This window comes from Pseudomonas sp. WS 5410 (genome assembly GCF_012985645.1).
GTDB lineage: Bacteria > Pseudomonadota > Gammaproteobacteria > Pseudomonadales > Pseudomonadaceae > Aquipseudomonas > Aquipseudomonas shahriarae.
Window position 1 is genome coordinate 50,697 of record NZ_JAAQWS010000007.1, and the last position, 15,056, is coordinate 65,752.

General features: G+C 61.4%; 15 protein-coding genes. 13 read left to right on the top strand and 2 right to left on the bottom strand.

Annotation, left to right across the window (positions count from 1 at the left end; translation table 11 throughout):
• Nucleotides 1-81: 81 nt before the first annotated feature.
• The 7 genes from minC (at nt 82) to HBO24_RS12355 (ending at nt 6,968) form a co-directional block, all read left to right on the top strand.
• Complete coding sequence (minC, locus tag HBO24_RS12325) at nt 82-819, top strand: septum site-determining protein MinC (RefSeq protein ID WP_115127724.1); 738 nt, start codon at nt 82-84, stop codon at nt 817-819.
• A 201-nt stretch (nt 820-1,020) separates the two neighbouring features.
• Nucleotides 1,021-1,833, top strand: a complete 813-nt coding sequence (minD, locus tag HBO24_RS12330) for a septum site-determining protein MinD (protein WP_057440689.1) — start codon at nt 1,021-1,023, stop codon at nt 1,831-1,833.
• A gap of 3 nt (nt 1,834-1,836) precedes the next feature.
• Entirely contained in the window at nt 1,837-2,091 is a 255-nt protein-coding gene (gene minE, locus HBO24_RS12335; protein ID WP_003175252.1) for a cell division topological specificity factor MinE, read from the top strand.
• A gap of 96 nt (nt 2,092-2,187) precedes the next feature.
• Complete coding sequence (locus HBO24_RS12340) at nt 2,188-2,823, top strand: RluA family pseudouridine synthase (RefSeq protein WP_057440687.1); 636 nt, start codon at nt 2,188-2,190, stop codon at nt 2,821-2,823.
• A gap of 135 nt (nt 2,824-2,958) precedes the next feature.
• Nucleotides 2,959-4,248 (top strand): M18 family aminopeptidase, encoded by a 1,290-nt coding sequence (locus HBO24_RS12345; protein ID WP_029300406.1) that lies wholly within the window; start codon nt 2,959-2,961, stop codon nt 4,246-4,248.
• A 293-nt stretch (nt 4,249-4,541) separates the two neighbouring features.
• Nucleotides 4,542-4,718 carry a hypothetical protein gene (locus HBO24_RS12350; RefSeq protein WP_162947716.1) on the top strand — a complete coding sequence of 59 codons (177 nt, stop codon included), beginning with the start codon at nt 4,542-4,544 and terminating at the stop codon, nt 4,716-4,718.
• A 72-nt stretch (nt 4,719-4,790) separates the two neighbouring features.
• On the top strand, nt 4,791-6,968 hold the full coding sequence (locus tag HBO24_RS12355; RefSeq protein ID WP_115127722.1) for a mechanosensitive ion channel domain-containing protein: 2,178 nt from the start codon (nt 4,791-4,793) through the stop codon (nt 6,966-6,968).
• On the opposite strand, the gene HBO24_RS12360 is transcribed toward HBO24_RS12355, so the two are convergent.
• The gene (locus tag HBO24_RS12360) at nt 6,944-7,657 is read right to left on the bottom strand and encodes a UTRA domain-containing protein (protein WP_057959032.1); all 714 of its coding nucleotides are present in this window, start codon (nt 7,655-7,657) and stop codon (nt 6,944-6,946) included. The genes HBO24_RS12355 and HBO24_RS12360 overlap by 25 nt on opposite strands.
• 349 nt (nt 7,658-8,006) lie before the next feature.
• Between HBO24_RS12360 and HBO24_RS12365 the strand changes: the two genes are divergently transcribed.
• From HBO24_RS12365 to HBO24_RS12390, 6 genes are all read left to right on the top strand, one after another.
• Nucleotides 8,007-9,074 (top strand): ABC transporter substrate-binding protein, encoded by a 1,068-nt coding sequence (locus HBO24_RS12365; RefSeq protein WP_057440683.1) that lies wholly within the window; start codon nt 8,007-8,009, stop codon nt 9,072-9,074.
• Between the two features lie 158 nt (nt 9,075-9,232).
• Nucleotides 9,233-10,039 (top strand): alkaline phosphatase family protein, encoded by an 807-nt coding sequence (locus tag HBO24_RS12370; RefSeq protein ID WP_170059800.1) that lies wholly within the window; start codon nt 9,233-9,235, stop codon nt 10,037-10,039.
• Nucleotides 10,036-10,881, top strand: coding sequence for an ABC transporter permease subunit (locus HBO24_RS12375; protein WP_057959030.1), 846 nt, complete (start codon nt 10,036-10,038; stop codon nt 10,879-10,881). The genes HBO24_RS12370 and HBO24_RS12375 overlap by 4 nt, the downstream gene beginning before the upstream one ends.
• Nucleotides 10,868-11,668: an ABC transporter permease gene (locus HBO24_RS12380; protein ID WP_057440678.1), complete on the top strand. Its 801-nt coding sequence runs from the start codon at nt 10,868-10,870 to the stop codon at nt 11,666-11,668. Before HBO24_RS12375 ends, HBO24_RS12380 begins: the two co-directional genes overlap by 14 nt.
• A complete protein-coding gene (locus HBO24_RS12385; protein ID WP_057445233.1) occupies nt 11,665-12,654 on the top strand; it encodes an ABC transporter ATP-binding protein in 990 nt (329 codons plus the stop codon). Before HBO24_RS12380 ends, HBO24_RS12385 begins: the two co-directional genes overlap by 4 nt.
• A gap of 31 nt (nt 12,655-12,685) precedes the next feature.
• Nucleotides 12,686-13,339, top strand: a complete 654-nt coding sequence (locus HBO24_RS12390; protein ID WP_057440676.1) for an HAD family hydrolase — start codon at nt 12,686-12,688, stop codon at nt 13,337-13,339.
• A gap of 638 nt (nt 13,340-13,977) precedes the next feature.
• Here the strand turns inward: HBO24_RS12390 and HBO24_RS12395 are convergent.
• Nucleotides 13,978-14,940, bottom strand: coding sequence for a zinc-binding dehydrogenase (locus tag HBO24_RS12395; RefSeq protein ID WP_170044994.1), 963 nt, complete (start codon nt 14,938-14,940; stop codon nt 13,978-13,980).
• Nucleotides 14,941-15,056 lie beyond the last annotated feature (116 nt).

Consider the following 15,056-nt stretch of genomic DNA (forward strand, 5'->3'; position numbering starts at 1 on the left):
AACGGTTCGACCCGGCTTGCGGCTAGCGGTTGTTCTCGTTATAAGTCTCGACACTTTTCGTGACAAGCCGCTTTGCCGACCATGAGCCAAACTGAATCGCTAGACCAAGATCCCGTATTCCAGCTCAAGGGCAGCATGCTCGCCATTACTGTGCTGGAACTGGCCCGTAACGACCTTGACGCCCTGGACCGCCAGCTCGCCGCCAAGGTCGCCCTGGCGCCGAATTTCTTCAACAATGCGCCGCTGGTGCTGGCCCTGGATAAATTGCCGGCCGGCCAGGGCGCGGTTGACCTGCCCGGGCTGATGCGCGTTTGCCGCCAACATGGCCTGCGCACCCTGGCCATCCGTGCCAACCGTATTGAAGACATCGCGGCGGCCATCGCTATTGAATTGCCAGTATTGCCACCATCCGGTGCCCGCGAGCGCGTGCTCGACCCGGTAGAAGCTGAAGTGAAGAAAAAACCGGAAAAACCGGCAGAGCCGACGGTCAAGCCTACAAGGATTATCACCTCTCCCGTACGCGGTGGGCAGCAGATTTACGCCCAGGGCGGCGACCTGGTGGTGGTCGCTCCGGTCAGTCCCGGCGCGGAACTTCTCGCCGATGGCAACATCCATGTATACGGCCCAATGCGCGGTCGGGCACTGGCTGGGGTCAAGGGCGATACCAAGGCACGGATTTTCTGCCAGCAATTGAGCGCTGAGCTGGTGTCGATCGCCGGCCAGTACAAGGTTTCGGAAGATTTGCGCCGTGATCCGCTGTGGGGGGCCGGGGTCCAAGTCAGCCTGTCGGGCGATGTGTTGAACATCATCCGTCTTTAACGGATACTGCCGCATTTTCCAAGCATCTCTGGACTCTGATAGCACAGCGAAACCGGCAAGACTTGTGTAGGAATAATTGAAAGCTGGCGTTTCCCTTACGGGAGGCACAACTTTTTCCTACGAAGGCTGTCCGCCTGCAGCGAGTTTCAAGAGATGTTTTTCAGGGACTGAGAGGTCCTTTTTCCTTAGGGGTGAAACACCTTGGCCAAGATTCTCGTGGTTACATCCGGCAAGGGTGGTGTGGGTAAGACCACCACCAGCGCCGCTATCGGTACCGGTCTCGCTCTGCGCGGCCACAAGACAGTCATCGTCGACTTCGACGTCGGTTTGCGTAACCTCGACCTGATCATGGGCTGCGAACGCCGCGTGGTGTATGACTTCGTCAACGTGGTCAACGGCGAAGCCAACCTGCAACAGGCCCTGATCAAGGACAAGCGCCTTGAGAACCTGTATGTACTGGCCGCCAGCCAGACCCGCGACAAAGACGCGCTGACCAAAGAAGGCGTGGAAAAAGTCCTGATGGAACTCAAGGAAACCTTTGAGTACGTGGTCTGCGACTCCCCGGCTGGTATCGAGACCGGTGCTCACCTGGCGATGTATTTCGCCGATGAAGCCATCGTCGTGACCAACCCGGAAGTGTCCTCGGTACGTGACTCGGACCGTATGCTGGGCCTGCTGGCCAGCAAATCCCGGCGCGCCGAGAAGGGCGAAGACCCGATCAAGGAACACCTGCTGCTGACCCGCTACAACCCTGACCGTGTCAGCAAGGGCGAAATGCTCGGCGTTGAAGACGTCAAAGAAATCCTGGCCGTGGCTCTGCTGGGTGTGATCCCGGAATCCCAGGCGGTGCTGAAAGCATCCAACCAGGGCGTACCGGTCATCCTCGACGACCAGAGCGACGCCGGCCAGGCGTACAGCGATGCCGTTGACCGCCTGTTGGGAAAAACCGTGGAACACCGCTTCCTCGATGTCGCGAAGAAGGGATTCTTCGAGCGCCTGTTTGGAGGCAACTAAACAATGAAATTTCTCGACTTCTTTCGCGCCAACAAAAAGCCAAGCACCGCATCGGTAGCGAAAGAGCGTCTACAGATCATCGTGGCGCACGAACGCGGCCAACGCAGCACGCCGGACTACCTGCCAGCCTTGCAGAAGGAACTGGTCGAGGTGATCCGCAAGTACGTCAATATCGGCAACGATGACGTGCATGTCGCCCTGGAAAACGACGGCAGCTGCTCGATTCTGGAACTCAATATCACCCTGCCTGATCGTTGATCGAACAGGCGGTCGCCACGGCGGCTCCGTCACCTTGATCCCCTTTGGGGAACCGGGTGGCCGAGCCGCCGTTGGCGTTTGTTACGAGGCTGTTTAATGCCGTTGTCCAATATCCATATCCTTCACCAGGATGACGCTGTCCTGGTGGTGAACAAGCCTACCCTGCTGCTGTCGGTGCCAGGCCGCGCCGACGACAACAAGGACTGCCTGATCACCCGCCTGCAGGAAAACGGTTACCCAGAGGCGCGTATCGTCCATCGCCTGGACTGGGAAACGTCGGGAATCATCCTGCTGGCCAGGGATGCCGACACCCACCGCGAACTGTCCCGCCAGTTTCACGACCGCGAAACAGAAAAGGCCTACACCGCCTTGTGCTGGGGCCAGCCGGAACTGGACAGCGGCAGCATCGACCTGCCGCTGCGCTATGACCCGCCGACCAAGCCGCGGCATGTGGTGGACCATGAGTTCGGCAAGCATGCGCTGACCTTCTGGAAAGTCCTGGAGCGTTGCGGGGATTGGTGCCGGGTCGAGCTGACGCCGATTACCGGGCGTTCGCACCAACTGCGGGTACACATGCTGTCCATCGGGCACCCGCTGCTCGGTGATGGCCTGTATGCCCATGAACAGGCCCTGGCCGCCTGGCCGCGCCTGTGCCTGCACGCGAGCATGTTGAGCTTTACCCACCCGCAAAGCGGCGAGCGCCTGCGCTTCGAGTGCCCTGCGCCTTTTTGAAGTGGTAACCCGATCCTCTATGGGAGCTGGCGTGCCTGCTCCCATAGAGGTCTTGTGTTGCACTTAAGAAAGTAGCTTCAAGCCAAATCCTGAGCCAATACGGTAAACTCCGCGCATTGCTGTCTGGAGCTACTTATGCGCGAAGCGTTGAATCAAGGCCTGATCGACTTCCTCAAGGCCTCTCCCACTCCCTTTCATGCCACTGCGGCCCTCGCCCAGCGCCTGGAAGCTGCCGGTTTCCAGCGCCTCGACGAGCGCGAAACGTGGACCACCGAGGCCAACGGTCGCTACTACGTGACCCGCAACGACTCCTCGATCATCGCCTTCAAGATGGGCCGCCAGTCGCCCCTGCACGACGGCATCCGCCTGGTCGGCGCCCATACCGACAGCCCGTGCCTGCGGGTCAAGCCGCAACCTGAACTGCAACGCCAGGGCTTCTGGCAGTTGGGTGTGGAAGTCTATGGCGGTGCGCTGCTGGCACCGTGGTTCGACCGCGATCTTTCCCTCGCCGGCCGCGTGACGTTCCGGCGTGACGGCAAGGTCGAAAGCCAGTTGATCGACTTCAAACTGCCGATTGCCATCATCCCCAACCTGGCCATCCACCTGAACCGTGAAGCCAACCAGGGCTGGGCGATCAATGCCCAGACCGAGCTGCCGCCGATCCTCGCGCAGTTTGCCGGTGACGAGCGCGTGGATTTCCGCGCCGTGCTCACCGACCAACTGGCCCGCGAACATGGGCTGAACGCTGATGTGGTGCTCGACTACGAGTTGAGCTTCTACGACACCCAGGGCGCAGCGGTGATTGGCCTGCATGGCGACTTTATCGCCGGTGCCCGCCTGGACAACCTGCTGTCGTGCTATGCCGGCCTGCAAGCCCTGCTCACCAGCGAGACCGACGAAACCTGCGTGCTGGTGTGTACCGACCACGAAGAAGTCGGCTCCTGCTCAGCCTGCGGTGCCGACGGCCCGATGCTGGAACAGACCCTGCGTCGCCTGCTGCCTGAAGGTGATGAGTTCGTACGGGCGATTCAGAAGTCGCTGCTGGTGTCTGCCGACAATGCCCACGGCATCCACCCCAACTATGCCGACAAGCATGACGCCAACCATGGCCCGAAACTCAATGCCGGCCCGGTAATCAAGGTCAACAGCAACCAGCGCTACGCCACCAACAGCGAAACCGCCGGGTTCTTCCGCCACCTGTGCATGGCTGAAGAAGTGCCGGTGCAGAGCTTCGTGGTGCGCAGTGACATGGGCTGTGGCTCGACCATCGGCCCGATCACCGCCAGCCACCTGGGCGTGCGCACCGTGGATATCGGCTTGCCGACATTCGCCATGCACTCGATCCGCGAGTTGTGCGGCAGCCACGATTTGGCGCACCTGGTAAAGGTGCTGAGTGCGTTTTACGCAAGTCGCGACCTGCCCTGAAAGGGGCGGCGCTTGCCCTCATGCCGATCAGTTCTCAAAGCAGCGAAGATCAAATGTGGGAGCGGGCTTGCTCGCGAAGACGTCCGCCCAGCAAACATTGATGTTGACTGACCCACCACTTTCGCGAGCAAGCCCGCCCCCACAGGGGATCTGCGCTTAACTGAACGGCATTAGGGCTTGCCCGCGATGGCGATTCCCAGCGCACTGCGGCGCTATCTGACACACATCAAGGCACCCCGCGCCAATCCCGCCTAGACTGACACTCATCCCTCAACGACAAGGCCGTCCCCACCATGATCCCGATGTCCGCCTTCCACGCCATGCTCATCCCCATCCTCACGGGCATGATCCTGCTGGCCGTTGGCTTCAACTTCCGCGACAAAAACCTCGGTGTATTTGGCATGTGGATCGGCATGCTGCTGATCCTCGCCACCATCGTCTATCGGATCCTGGCGAAACTGGCCGAATAATAAATGCACTCGCATTGGGCATAGCGCCCTCGTACACTCGGGCGATCCATCGTATTCAAGGTTGACCGCCTCGTGCTTGCCCGTCTGTTTGCTCTGCCACACTGCCTGCTCCTTTGCCTGCTGATCCTGTTGCCCATCGCCCCTGCCCAGGCGGTCGGCCTGCCCGGTATCCTGGGCAGCACCACCAAAGCCCAGCCACAGGCCGACGTGCCGCTGGGGCAGTCTTTGGACGAGGTGATCAAGACCCTGGAAAACGACCAGCAGCGCACCAAGCTGCTGGCCGACCTGAAAAAGCTGCGCGAAGCCACGAAAAAAGCCCAGCCGGCTGCCGAGCAAGGGGTGCTGAGCCTGATCGGCGGCACCCTGGCCAGCCTGGAGCAACAGCTGTCCGGCGCCGACAGCCCACTCAATCGCTGGTCCGTCGAATTCGCCCAGGCCAGGACCGAGCTGGGCGCGCTGATGCTGCCCGCCAGCGAATGGCTGCCGATTATCTTTGGCTTTGCCGTGGTGTTGATGCTCTGGAGCCTGCTCGCGGCCGCGCTGATCTGGCTCAGCCATCGGGTGCGCCTGCGCTTTGGCCTCAGTGAAGAATTGCCGCAACACCCCAAGACCTGGGACATGCTGCGCTTTGCCCTGCGCAAGCTCGGCCCCTGGCTGATTGCCCTGGTGATCACCGTCTACCTCAGCTACGCCCTGCCCTCGTCCCTGGGCAAATCTCTGGCGATGGTGCTGGCGTACGCGCTGGTGGTCGGCACGTGTTTTTCGGCGATCTGCGTCATTGCCTTTTCCGTGCTTGACGGCCCGCACCGTCACCGGGCGCTGTATATCCTGCGCCACCAGGCGTTTCGCCCACTGTGGCTGATCGGCAGCTTCGCCGCTTTCGGCGAGGCCTTGAGCGATCCGCGCCTGACCGAAGCCCTGGGTACCCACCTGGCCCACAGCGCCGCGACCGTCGCCAATGTCCTCGCGGCACTGTCCACCGGCGTGTTTATCCTGCGTTTCCGCCGGCCCATCGCCCACCTGATCCGCAACCAGCCACTGTCCCGGCGCCTGACCCGCCGCGCATTGAGCGATACGATCGAGATCATCGGCACCTTCTGGTACTTGCCTGCGCTGCTGCTGGTGGGCATTTCGCTGTTTGCCACCTTCGTGTCGGCCGGCGACACCAGCACCGCCTTGCGCCAATCATTGCTGTGCACGGTGTTGCTGGTGCTGTGCATGGTGATCAACGGCCTGGTGCGCCGCCACGCCCTCAAGCCCCAGCGCGGGCACAAGCGCCATGCGCTGTATTCCGAGCGCCTGAAAAGCTTTGTCTACACCCTGGCCCATCTGATGGTGTGGCTGGTATTTATCGAACTCGGCCTGCGGGTCTGGGGCTGGTCGCTGATCCGCTTTACCGAAGGCGACGGACATGAAATCAGCGTCAAGCTGTTCGGCCTTGCCGGTACCCTGCTGTTTGCCTGGCTGATCTGGATCCTCAGCGACACCGCGATCCACCACGCCCTCACCCGCTCGCGCAAAGGCCTGGCCAATGCGCGGGCGCAGACCATGATGCCGTTGATCCGCAACGTGCTGTTCGTGACCATCTTCATCATCGCCGCCATTGTCGCCCTGGCGAACATGGGCATGAACGTCACGCCCCTGCTGGCCGGTGCCGGTGTGATCGGCCTGGCCATCGGTTTTGGTGCGCAGTCACTGGTGGCGGACTTGATCACCGGCCTGTTCATCATCATCGAAGACTCCCTCGCCATTGATGACTATGTGGATGTCGGCGGCCACCTTGGCACCGTCGAGGGCCTGACCATCCGTACCGTGCGCCTGCGCGATATCGACGGCATCGTCCACACCATCCCGTTCAGCGAGATCAAGAGCATCAAGAACTACTCGCGGGAATTCGGCTACGCGATTTTCCGCGTAGCGGTGCCAGCCAGCATGGACATCGACACCGCGATCAAGCTGATGCGCGACGTCGGCCAGAAAATGCGCGCCGACCCGCTGCAACGCCGCAATATCTGGTCGCCCCTGGAGTTCCAGGGCGTGGAAAGCTTCGAGTCCGGCAACGCCATCCTGCGTGCGCGCTTCAAGACCGCGCCGATCAAGCAGTGGGAAGTGTCGCGGGCGTTCAACCTGTCGCTCAAGCGCCACCTCGATGAGGCCGGGATGGACCTGGCGATGCCGCGCTTGAGCGTGCAAGTGGTGACGGCGGCGAGTGGGCCGCAGGAAGCTCAGGTCACATCCACCCCGACATGAATCGCATCATGGCGCCAGAACTCCAGATCGCAGTCGATCAGGCGCTGATGCTGATCGTAATTGACCCGGGCGATCCGCAGCCCGGGGCTGCCCGCCGATACTTTCAAGGCGGCTGCCGCTTCTACCTGTAGAGAAGTCGGCACAATCTCAAAGCGCACGCGACCGTAGTGCAGGTCGTACTTGCGGGCGTACAACTCAGTCATCGACTCGTTCAGGTCACACGCCAGGATCCCCGGAAAATACTGGGGGTTGAGGTAGTGCTCCACATACAGCACAAGCCGCCCATCAATACGCCGCCGCCGGCAGATCTGGATCACGCTGGACAGTGCCGGCAGTTGCAGCCACGCGCAGACCGCGGCCGAAGCCGGTTGCAGGCGTGCCGAGATGACTTCGGTAGAAGGCACTCGCCCCTGGGCGCTGACCATGGCGTGGAAGTGGCTGCGCTGCATCAGGTTGTAGGCCAACCGGGGCGGCGAGACAAACCAGCCACGGCGCTCCTCGCGGTAGATCTGGCCCTGGGCCTCCAGTTGCAGCAAGGCCTCGCGCACCGTAATGCGGGTGGTACTAAACAACTCACTGAGTTTGCGCTCGGCGGGCAGTTTGCTCGTCGGGCTCAACAAACCGTGGCTGATCTGCTCTTGCAGCGCCAGGCCAATGGCTGTCACCGCTTTGGTTGCCTCATCACGCATCAACGTTACCTATCTGGACTAGGCCAGCACTGTTTGGGTGCGCCAAATGCCCCTGAAATGAGCGGCGGCTGTTGCGTGCCAGCCTAGGCATCACACATGACCGACAGATGACAGCGCCTCGTGACACTGCCCCACACGCCCTGCAATACATCGGCCAAGTCCAAGAATTACGGGGGCCTGGCCTTGGTCTACGCTTACCCGGCAAGTACCTGCCCAGGCGCTTTAAAAACGACACCGACATAAAACTGTCATCCATCGCGCCTAAATTGGCTCGTGTATTGCTGACCTAGACCAAACCCACCGCGCCATCAAAAAATCGCAGCGTTGAAAACGCCCAAAGGAGCTTCGGATGAAACAGCTTTTCCTGGCATCACTGTTAGGCTCGACCATTGCCATGTGCACCGCCGCCATGGCCGCTGACACCGATTTGAAAACCCTGGAAGCTGCCGCCAAGGCAGAAGGCGCTGTGAACAGCGTCGGCATGCCCGATAACTGGGCCAACTGGAAAGGCACCTGGGAAGACCTGGCGGCCAAGTACGGCCTCAAGCACATGGACACCGATATGAGCTCGGCCCAGGAAATCGCCAAGTTCGCCGCAGAAAAAGACAATGCCAGCGCCGATATCGGCGACGTGGGCGCAGCCTTCGGACCGATTGCGGTCAAGCAGGGCGTGACCCAACCCTACAAGCCAAGCACCTGGGAACAGATCCCGGATTGGGCCAAGGACAAGGACGGCAACTGGGCCCTGGCCTACACCGGCACCATTGCGTTTATCGTCAACAAAAAGCTGTTGCACGGCTCCGAAGTGCCGACCAAGTGGTCTGACCTGAAAACCGGCAAATACAAGGTTTCGATTGGTGACGTGAGCACCGCCGCCCAGGCCGCCAACGGTGTACTGGCCGCCGCCCTGGCCACCGGTGGTGACGAGAAAAACATCCAGCCGGCGCTGCTGATGTTTGCCGAAATCGCCAAGCAGGGCCGTATCTCCCTGGCCAACCCGACCATCGCCACCATGGAAAAGGGCGAAGTGGAAGTGGGCGTGGTCTGGGACTTCAACGGCCTGAGCTACAAGGCCAAGATGGCCAACCCGGATGACTACGTGGTGCTGATCCCCTCGGATGGCTCGGTGATTTCCGGCTACACCACCATCATCAACAAATACGCCAAGCACCCCAACGCGGCCAAGCTGACCCGCGAATACATCTTCAGTGATGCCGGGCAAATCAACCTGGCCAAGGGCAATGCGCGGCCGATCCGTGCCGAACACCTGACCCTGCCACCTGAAGTGAAAGCCAAGCTGCTGCCTGACGAGCAATACAAAGGCGTGACTCCGATCAAGGACGCCGATGCCTGGGAGAAGACCTCCAAGGCGCTGCCGCAGAAGTGGCAGGAAGAAGTCATCATCAATATGCAATAAGCCCCGGGTGGGAGCTGGCTTGCCGGCGATAGCGGTATGACATTCAGCACGTGTATCGGCTGATGCACCGTTATCGCCGGCAAGCCAGCTCCCACAGTTGATCCGTTTCCGGAAGATCCACCGAATCAAGCCCAATTTGTCGCGGAGCCCCTGCCCCTATGAAGCACAACGTCATCCTTGTGGTGCTCGACGGCCTCAATTACGAGGTTGCCCGGCATGCCATGGGGCATCTCCAGGCCTACGTCGGCGCCGGGCGCGCAGCGCTGTACAAGCTGGAATGCGAATTGCCCGCCCTCTCGCGCCCGCTGTACGAATGCATCCTGACCGGCGTAACGCCGATCGACAGTGGCATTGTCCACAACAACGTTTCGCGCCTGTCCAACCAGCGCAGCATTTTCCATTACGCCACCGACGCCGGCTTGACCACTGCGGCGGCGGCCTACCATTGGGTCAGCGAGCTGTATAACCGCTCGCCGTTTATCGCCGCCCGCGACCGGCATACCGACGACCCGGCGCTGGCAATCCAGCACGGGCACTTCTACTGGAGCGATCATTACCCCGACGCTCACCTGTTTGCCGATGCCGAGAGCCTGCGCCTCAAGCACGCGCCGAACTTTTTGCTGGTACACCCGATGAACATCGACGACGCCGGCCACAGGCACGGCCTCGACACCGCGCAATACCGTAACAGCGCCCGCTCGGCGGACGTCATCCTCGCCGACTACCTGCAAGGCTGGCTCGACACCGGCTACCAGGTGCTGGTCACCGCCGACCACGGCATGAACAACGACCGCTCCCACAACGGCCTGCTGCCGGAAGAGCGCGAAGTGCCGCTTTTTGTGTTCGGTGATGCCTTCAGCCTCGAGCCCGAGGCCCAACCCAGGCAAACCGATATCTGCGGCACCATCTGCGCTCTGCTTGGCGTTGCCCACGACAAACCTGTCTGCCAGGAGCTGTTGAAGTGAGTTCAGTGATCCGTGGTAAGTGGCTGGCCGCCTTGTGCCTGGTGCCTTTCGCCCTGTTTTTTATCGTGTTCCAGATCGCGCCGCTGTTCTGGGTGATGGTCAACAGCCTGCAATCGGAAGAATTCGGCTGGGGCCTGGCCAACTTCAGCAAGATCTTCAGCTCGAAGTTCTACTTGCAGGCGATCCAGTACAGCCTGGAGCTGAGTTTCTACTCCAGCGTCTTCGGCATCATCATTGCCGTGCTCGGCAGTTACTCGTTGCGCAAGGTGGATTCGCCGCTGCGCAACTTCGTCACTGCCTTCGCCAACATGACCAGCAACTTCTCCGGCGTGCCCCTGGCCTTTGCCTTCATCATCCTGCTGGGGTTCAACGGCAGCATCACCATCATGCTCAAGCAGGCCGGGATCATTCAGGACTTCAACCTGTACTCCAAGACCGGCCTGATCATCCTGTACACCTATTTCCAGATCCCCCTGGGCGTGTTGCTGCTGTACCCGGCCTTCGACGCCCTGCGTGAAGACTGGCGCGAGTCCGCAGCACTCCTGGGCGCCAATGGCTGGCAGTACTGGCGGCATATCGGCCTGCCGGTGCTGACGCCGGCGTTGCTGGGCACCTTCGTGATCCTGGTGGCCAATGCCCTGGGCGCCTATGCCACGGTCTATGCGTTGACCACCGGCAACTTCAACGTGCTGCCGATCCGCATTGCGGCGATGGTCTCCGGCGATATTTCCCTGGACCCGAACATGGCCAGTGCCCTGGCCGTCATCCTGGTGGCGCTGATGACCGTGGTCACCGTGGTCCATCAACTGCTGCTCAAGAGGAGCTACCATGTCTCGCGCTGAAGCCAGCCCCGTCGCCCTCTATCATCGCGTGGTGGTGTACCTGCTGTTCGCGATCCTGGTGCTGCCGCTGATTGGCACCCTGGTGTACTCCCTTGCCAGCAGTTGGTCGGCCACCATCCTGCCCGCCGGTTTTACCTTTGAATGGTATGTACAACTGTGGAGCGACCCGCGCTTTTTGCATGCCTTTGGCCAATCGCTGCTGGTGTGTGTCGGCGCGCTGATCCTGTCGGTGGTGCTGATCCTGCCGCTGCTGTTCGTGGTGCACTACCACTTCCCCAGGCTCGACGCGCTGATGAATATCCTGATCCTGCTGCCTTTCGCGGTGCCGCCGGTGGTGTCCTCGGTGGGCCTGTTACAGCTGTATGGCTCGGGGCCGCTGGCGATGGTCGGCACACCGTGGATCCTGATTGGCTGCTACTTCACCGTGGCACTGCCGTTCATGTACCGCGCGATCACCAACAACCTGCAGGCGATCAACCTGCGTGACCTGATGGACGCCGCCCAACTGCTCGGCGCCAGCACCTGGCAGGCGGCGATCCTGGTGGTGCTGCCAAACCTGCGCAAGGGCTTGATGGTGGCGTTGCTGCTGTCGTTCTCGTTCCTGTTCGGCGAGTTTGTGTTCGCCAACATCCTTGTCGGCACGCGCTACGAGACCTTGCAGGTGTACCTCAACAACATGCGTAACAGCAGCGGCCACTTCACCAGCGCCGTGGTCATCTCCTATTTCCTTTTCGTGCTGCTGCTCACCTGGGCCGCCAACTTCTTGAACAAGGACAAAAGCCAATGAGCTTCGTCAGCGTCCAGCACCTGCAAAAAAGCTACGCCGCCACCCCGGTGTTCAGTGATATCAACTGCCAGATCGCCAAGGGCGAATTCGTCACCCTGCTTGGCCCGTCCGGTTGCGGCAAATCCACGCTGCTGCGCTGCATCGCCGGGCTGACGCCGGTGGACAGTGGGCAGATCCTCCTGGACGGCCAGGATATCGTGCCGCTGAGCCCGCAGAAGCGCCACATCGGCATGGTGTTCCAGAGCTACGCGCTGTTCCCCAACATGACCGTGGAACAGAACGTCGCCTTCGGCCTGCGTATGCAGAAGGTCAACGCCGATGACAGCCACCAGCGGGTGCAGGAAGTGCTGCAACTGGTCGAGCTCAAGGACCTGGCAGGGCGCTATCCGCACCAGATGTCCGGCGGCCAGTGCCAGCGCGTCGCCCTCGCCCGCTCCCTGGTCACCCGCCCGCGCCTGCTGCTGCTCGATGAACCGCTGTCGGCACTGGATGCGCGGATTCGCAAACACCTGCGCGAGCAGATCCGCCAGATCCAGCGCGAACTGGGGCTGACCACGATTTTTGTGACCCATGACCAGGAAGAAGCCCTGGTCATGTCCGACCGCATCTTCCTGATGAACCAGGGCAAGATCGTGCAGAGTGGCGACGCTGAAACCCTGTACACCGCCCCCGTGGACGCCTTCGCCGCCGGTTTTATCGGCAACTACAACCTGCTGGACGCCGAGCAGGCCAGCAAGCTATTGCAGCGTCCGGTCAGCAGCCGTATTGCGATCCGTCCCGAGTCCATCGAACTGAACCGCAACGGTGAGCTGGACGCTCTGGTGCGCAGCCACAGCCTGCTGGGTAATGTGATTCGCTATCGCGTCGAAGCCCGGGGCGTTGAATTGGTGGTGGACGTACTCAACCGCTCGGCCCAGGATCTGCACCCAGACGGGCAACGCCTGGCACTTTCCATCGATCCCAGCGCACTGTGTGAGGTAGCCTGAGGATGCAGTGTTTATTGAGGAAGCATGACTGATGGCTTTGGTAATTTTTGATCTGGACGACACCCTGATCCACGGCGACTGCGCCACCTTGTGGAGCGAACAAATGGGCCGCCTGGGCTGGGTGGACCCCGATTCGTTCATGCGCAAGAACAACGAACTGATGGCCGCCTACAGCCGCGGCGAGCTGGCCATGGAAGAGTTCATGGACTTCAGCCTGGAACCGATGATCGGGCGCACCCCGGAAGAAGTCGCGCACCTGGTCGAGCCGTGGGTGGAAGATATTATCGAGCCGCTGATCTACAGCGACGCCACCAAGACCATCGCCCGCCACCGGCAGAACGGGGACCGGATCCTGGTGATCTCGGCCTCGGGCACGCACCTGGTCACGCCGATTGCCGCACGCATTGGCATTGATGAAGTACTGGGGATTGAACTGGACGTGGCCCACGGGGTGTACAGCGGCAAGACCGTGGGTGTACTGACGTACCGTGAAGGCAAGGTCGCCCGCTTGACGCAATGGCTGGAGCAGGAAGGTGAAAGCCTGGAGGGTGCGTATTTCTATTCGGATTCGCGCAATGACTTGCCGCTGTTGAGCAAGGTCGATTTCCCGCAGGTGGTGAACCCGGACCCGGTGCTGCAGGCCCACGCCGAACAGGCCGGATGGCCGATCCACCAGTGGACCTGAAGGCCCATTTTGGGCATTGAAACCCAATCAAATATGGGAGCTGGCTTGTCGGGTCGCCGCATCACCGCGATGGCTGCGGCAAGAACACCTGGGGTGTCAGGTATTCATTTGTCATCGTTAACGACCATCGCAGGCAAGCCAGCTCCCACAGGAGTCCGCGCACGCCTCGACGATCAGGTCGGCTGTCAGGCCGCCTCGCTTTGCTTGTGATCTTGATCTGAGGCGCCCCGTTAAACCACGCTGGCCGTCATCCGATATTGATTTGGGGGGTAACCCGGCAGGACGCCGGGTTAGCCGCGCTGGGCCATGGATGGCCCAGCGCGGCGGCCCCCCAAATCAATGTCGGATGACGGGCACACCGAGCCTAGGCGAGGGGCCGAGTGGTGGGGCAAGAGCCCTTTTGGTTACTTTTGGCTGGGCCGGCACTCCGGGCTCTTTTCCAAAAGTGACCCGCCGTAAGGGCGGAACCCTAAGTGGCCGTGATCGCAGCAACGGATATGTACACATACCCATAAGAGAGTTGTGTAGATACCTATGCTGCGATAGCGGTGTATCAAGTTAAGGTCTGTTACTGACACACCGCTATCGCAAGCAAGCCCCGCTCCCACCTTGGGCTGCATTTCAACCCTGGACTGGCCTCAAGCCAGGCTCTCGTCGATCACCAGCACCAGCTTCCCGGAAATCTGGTTGGTCGCCAGCTCCGCAAACGCTGCTTCCGCGTCCTTGATCGGGAAGGTCTTGGCCAACTGCGGGCTCAGCCGCCCTTCGCCAAACAACGGCCACACCTGCTGGCCCAGATCGCTCAACAGATCCGCTTTGAATTGATCATCACGGCTGCGCAAGGTCGAGCCCAGCACCTGCACGCGCTTGGCCAGCACCTGCGCCAGGTCCAACTGGGCCTCGCGCCCGCCCATTAAGCCGATCAATACCCAACGCCCATCGCGGGCCAGGAGTTTGAGGTTAATGGCCGCATAGTTGCCGCCCACCGGGTCGAGAATCACGTCGAACGGGCCAAAATCCCCCAGGCTCTCGATGCCGTCGGTACGTACCACACCGCCCTGGGCGCCGAGGTCTTCGCAATAGGCCAGGCGGTCCGCCGAGCCGACGCTGACCCAGCACGGGCTGCCAAAGGCCTTGCACAGCTGGATCGCCGCCGAGCCGACGCCACTGGCGCCAGCGTGCAACAGCACCTTTTCCCCGGGCTTGAGCGCCGCCAGTTGGAACAGGTTGAGCCAGGCGGTGCTGTACACCTCGGGCAGCGCAGCGGCTTCGGCCAGGGACAGACCTTCCGGCACCGGCAGCACGTGGCGCGCGTCCACCACCACTTCCTGGGCCATGCCGCCGCCCGCCAGCAGCGCACAGACCCGATCCCCCACTTGCCAGGACGAGCCGGCGCCAACCTCGCTGATTACCCCGGAACACTCCAGGCCCAGCACCTCGCTGGCCCCGGGCGGTGGCGGATAGAGCCCTGCACGCTGTAATAAATCCGCCCGATTCAGGCCGGCTGCCGCCACCCGAATGCGAACTTGCCCTACATCGCACGTAGGACTCGGGGTCTCAACCCACTCCACATGACCTTCAACGCCTTGCAATGCTTTCACAGTGCCTCCATAGTGAGTCTGGACTGAGCCCGTTGCTGTAGCGCCGGGCTTTTTGCATTATGCGACCGGCCCAAATGGAACCGGCGACTTCAAAGACGGCCTAATATGCGTTATCA

Excerpts from the sequence above, each read along its gene's own strand:
- minC (WP_115127724.1), top strand. The coding sequence starts at position 82 with ATGAGCCAAACTGAATCGCTAGACCAAGATCCCGTATTCCAGCTCAAG.
- minE (WP_003175252.1), top strand. The coding sequence starts at position 1,837 with ATGAAATTTCTCGACTTCTTTCGCGCCAACAAAAAGCCAAGCACCGCA.
- HBO24_RS12340 (WP_057440687.1), top strand. The coding sequence starts at position 2,188 with ATGCCGTTGTCCAATATCCATATCCTTCACCAGGATGACGCTGTCCTG.
- HBO24_RS12345 (WP_029300406.1), top strand. The coding sequence starts at position 2,959 with ATGCGCGAAGCGTTGAATCAAGGCCTGATCGACTTCCTCAAGGCCTCT.
- HBO24_RS12350 (WP_162947716.1), top strand. The coding sequence starts at position 4,542 with ATGATCCCGATGTCCGCCTTCCACGCCATGCTCATCCCCATCCTCACG.
- HBO24_RS12360 (WP_057959032.1), bottom strand. The coding sequence starts at position 7,657 with ATGCGTGATGAGGCAACCAAAGCGGTGACAGCCATTGGCCTGGCGCTG.
- HBO24_RS12365 (WP_057440683.1), top strand. The coding sequence starts at position 8,007 with ATGAAACAGCTTTTCCTGGCATCACTGTTAGGCTCGACCATTGCCATG.
- HBO24_RS12370 (WP_170059800.1), top strand. The coding sequence starts at position 9,233 with ATGAAGCACAACGTCATCCTTGTGGTGCTCGACGGCCTCAATTACGAG.
- HBO24_RS12380 (WP_057440678.1), top strand. The coding sequence starts at position 10,868 with ATGTCTCGCGCTGAAGCCAGCCCCGTCGCCCTCTATCATCGCGTGGTG.
- HBO24_RS12385 (WP_057445233.1), top strand. The coding sequence starts at position 11,665 with ATGAGCTTCGTCAGCGTCCAGCACCTGCAAAAAAGCTACGCCGCCACC.
- HBO24_RS12390 (WP_057440676.1), top strand. The coding sequence starts at position 12,686 with ATGGCTTTGGTAATTTTTGATCTGGACGACACCCTGATCCACGGCGAC.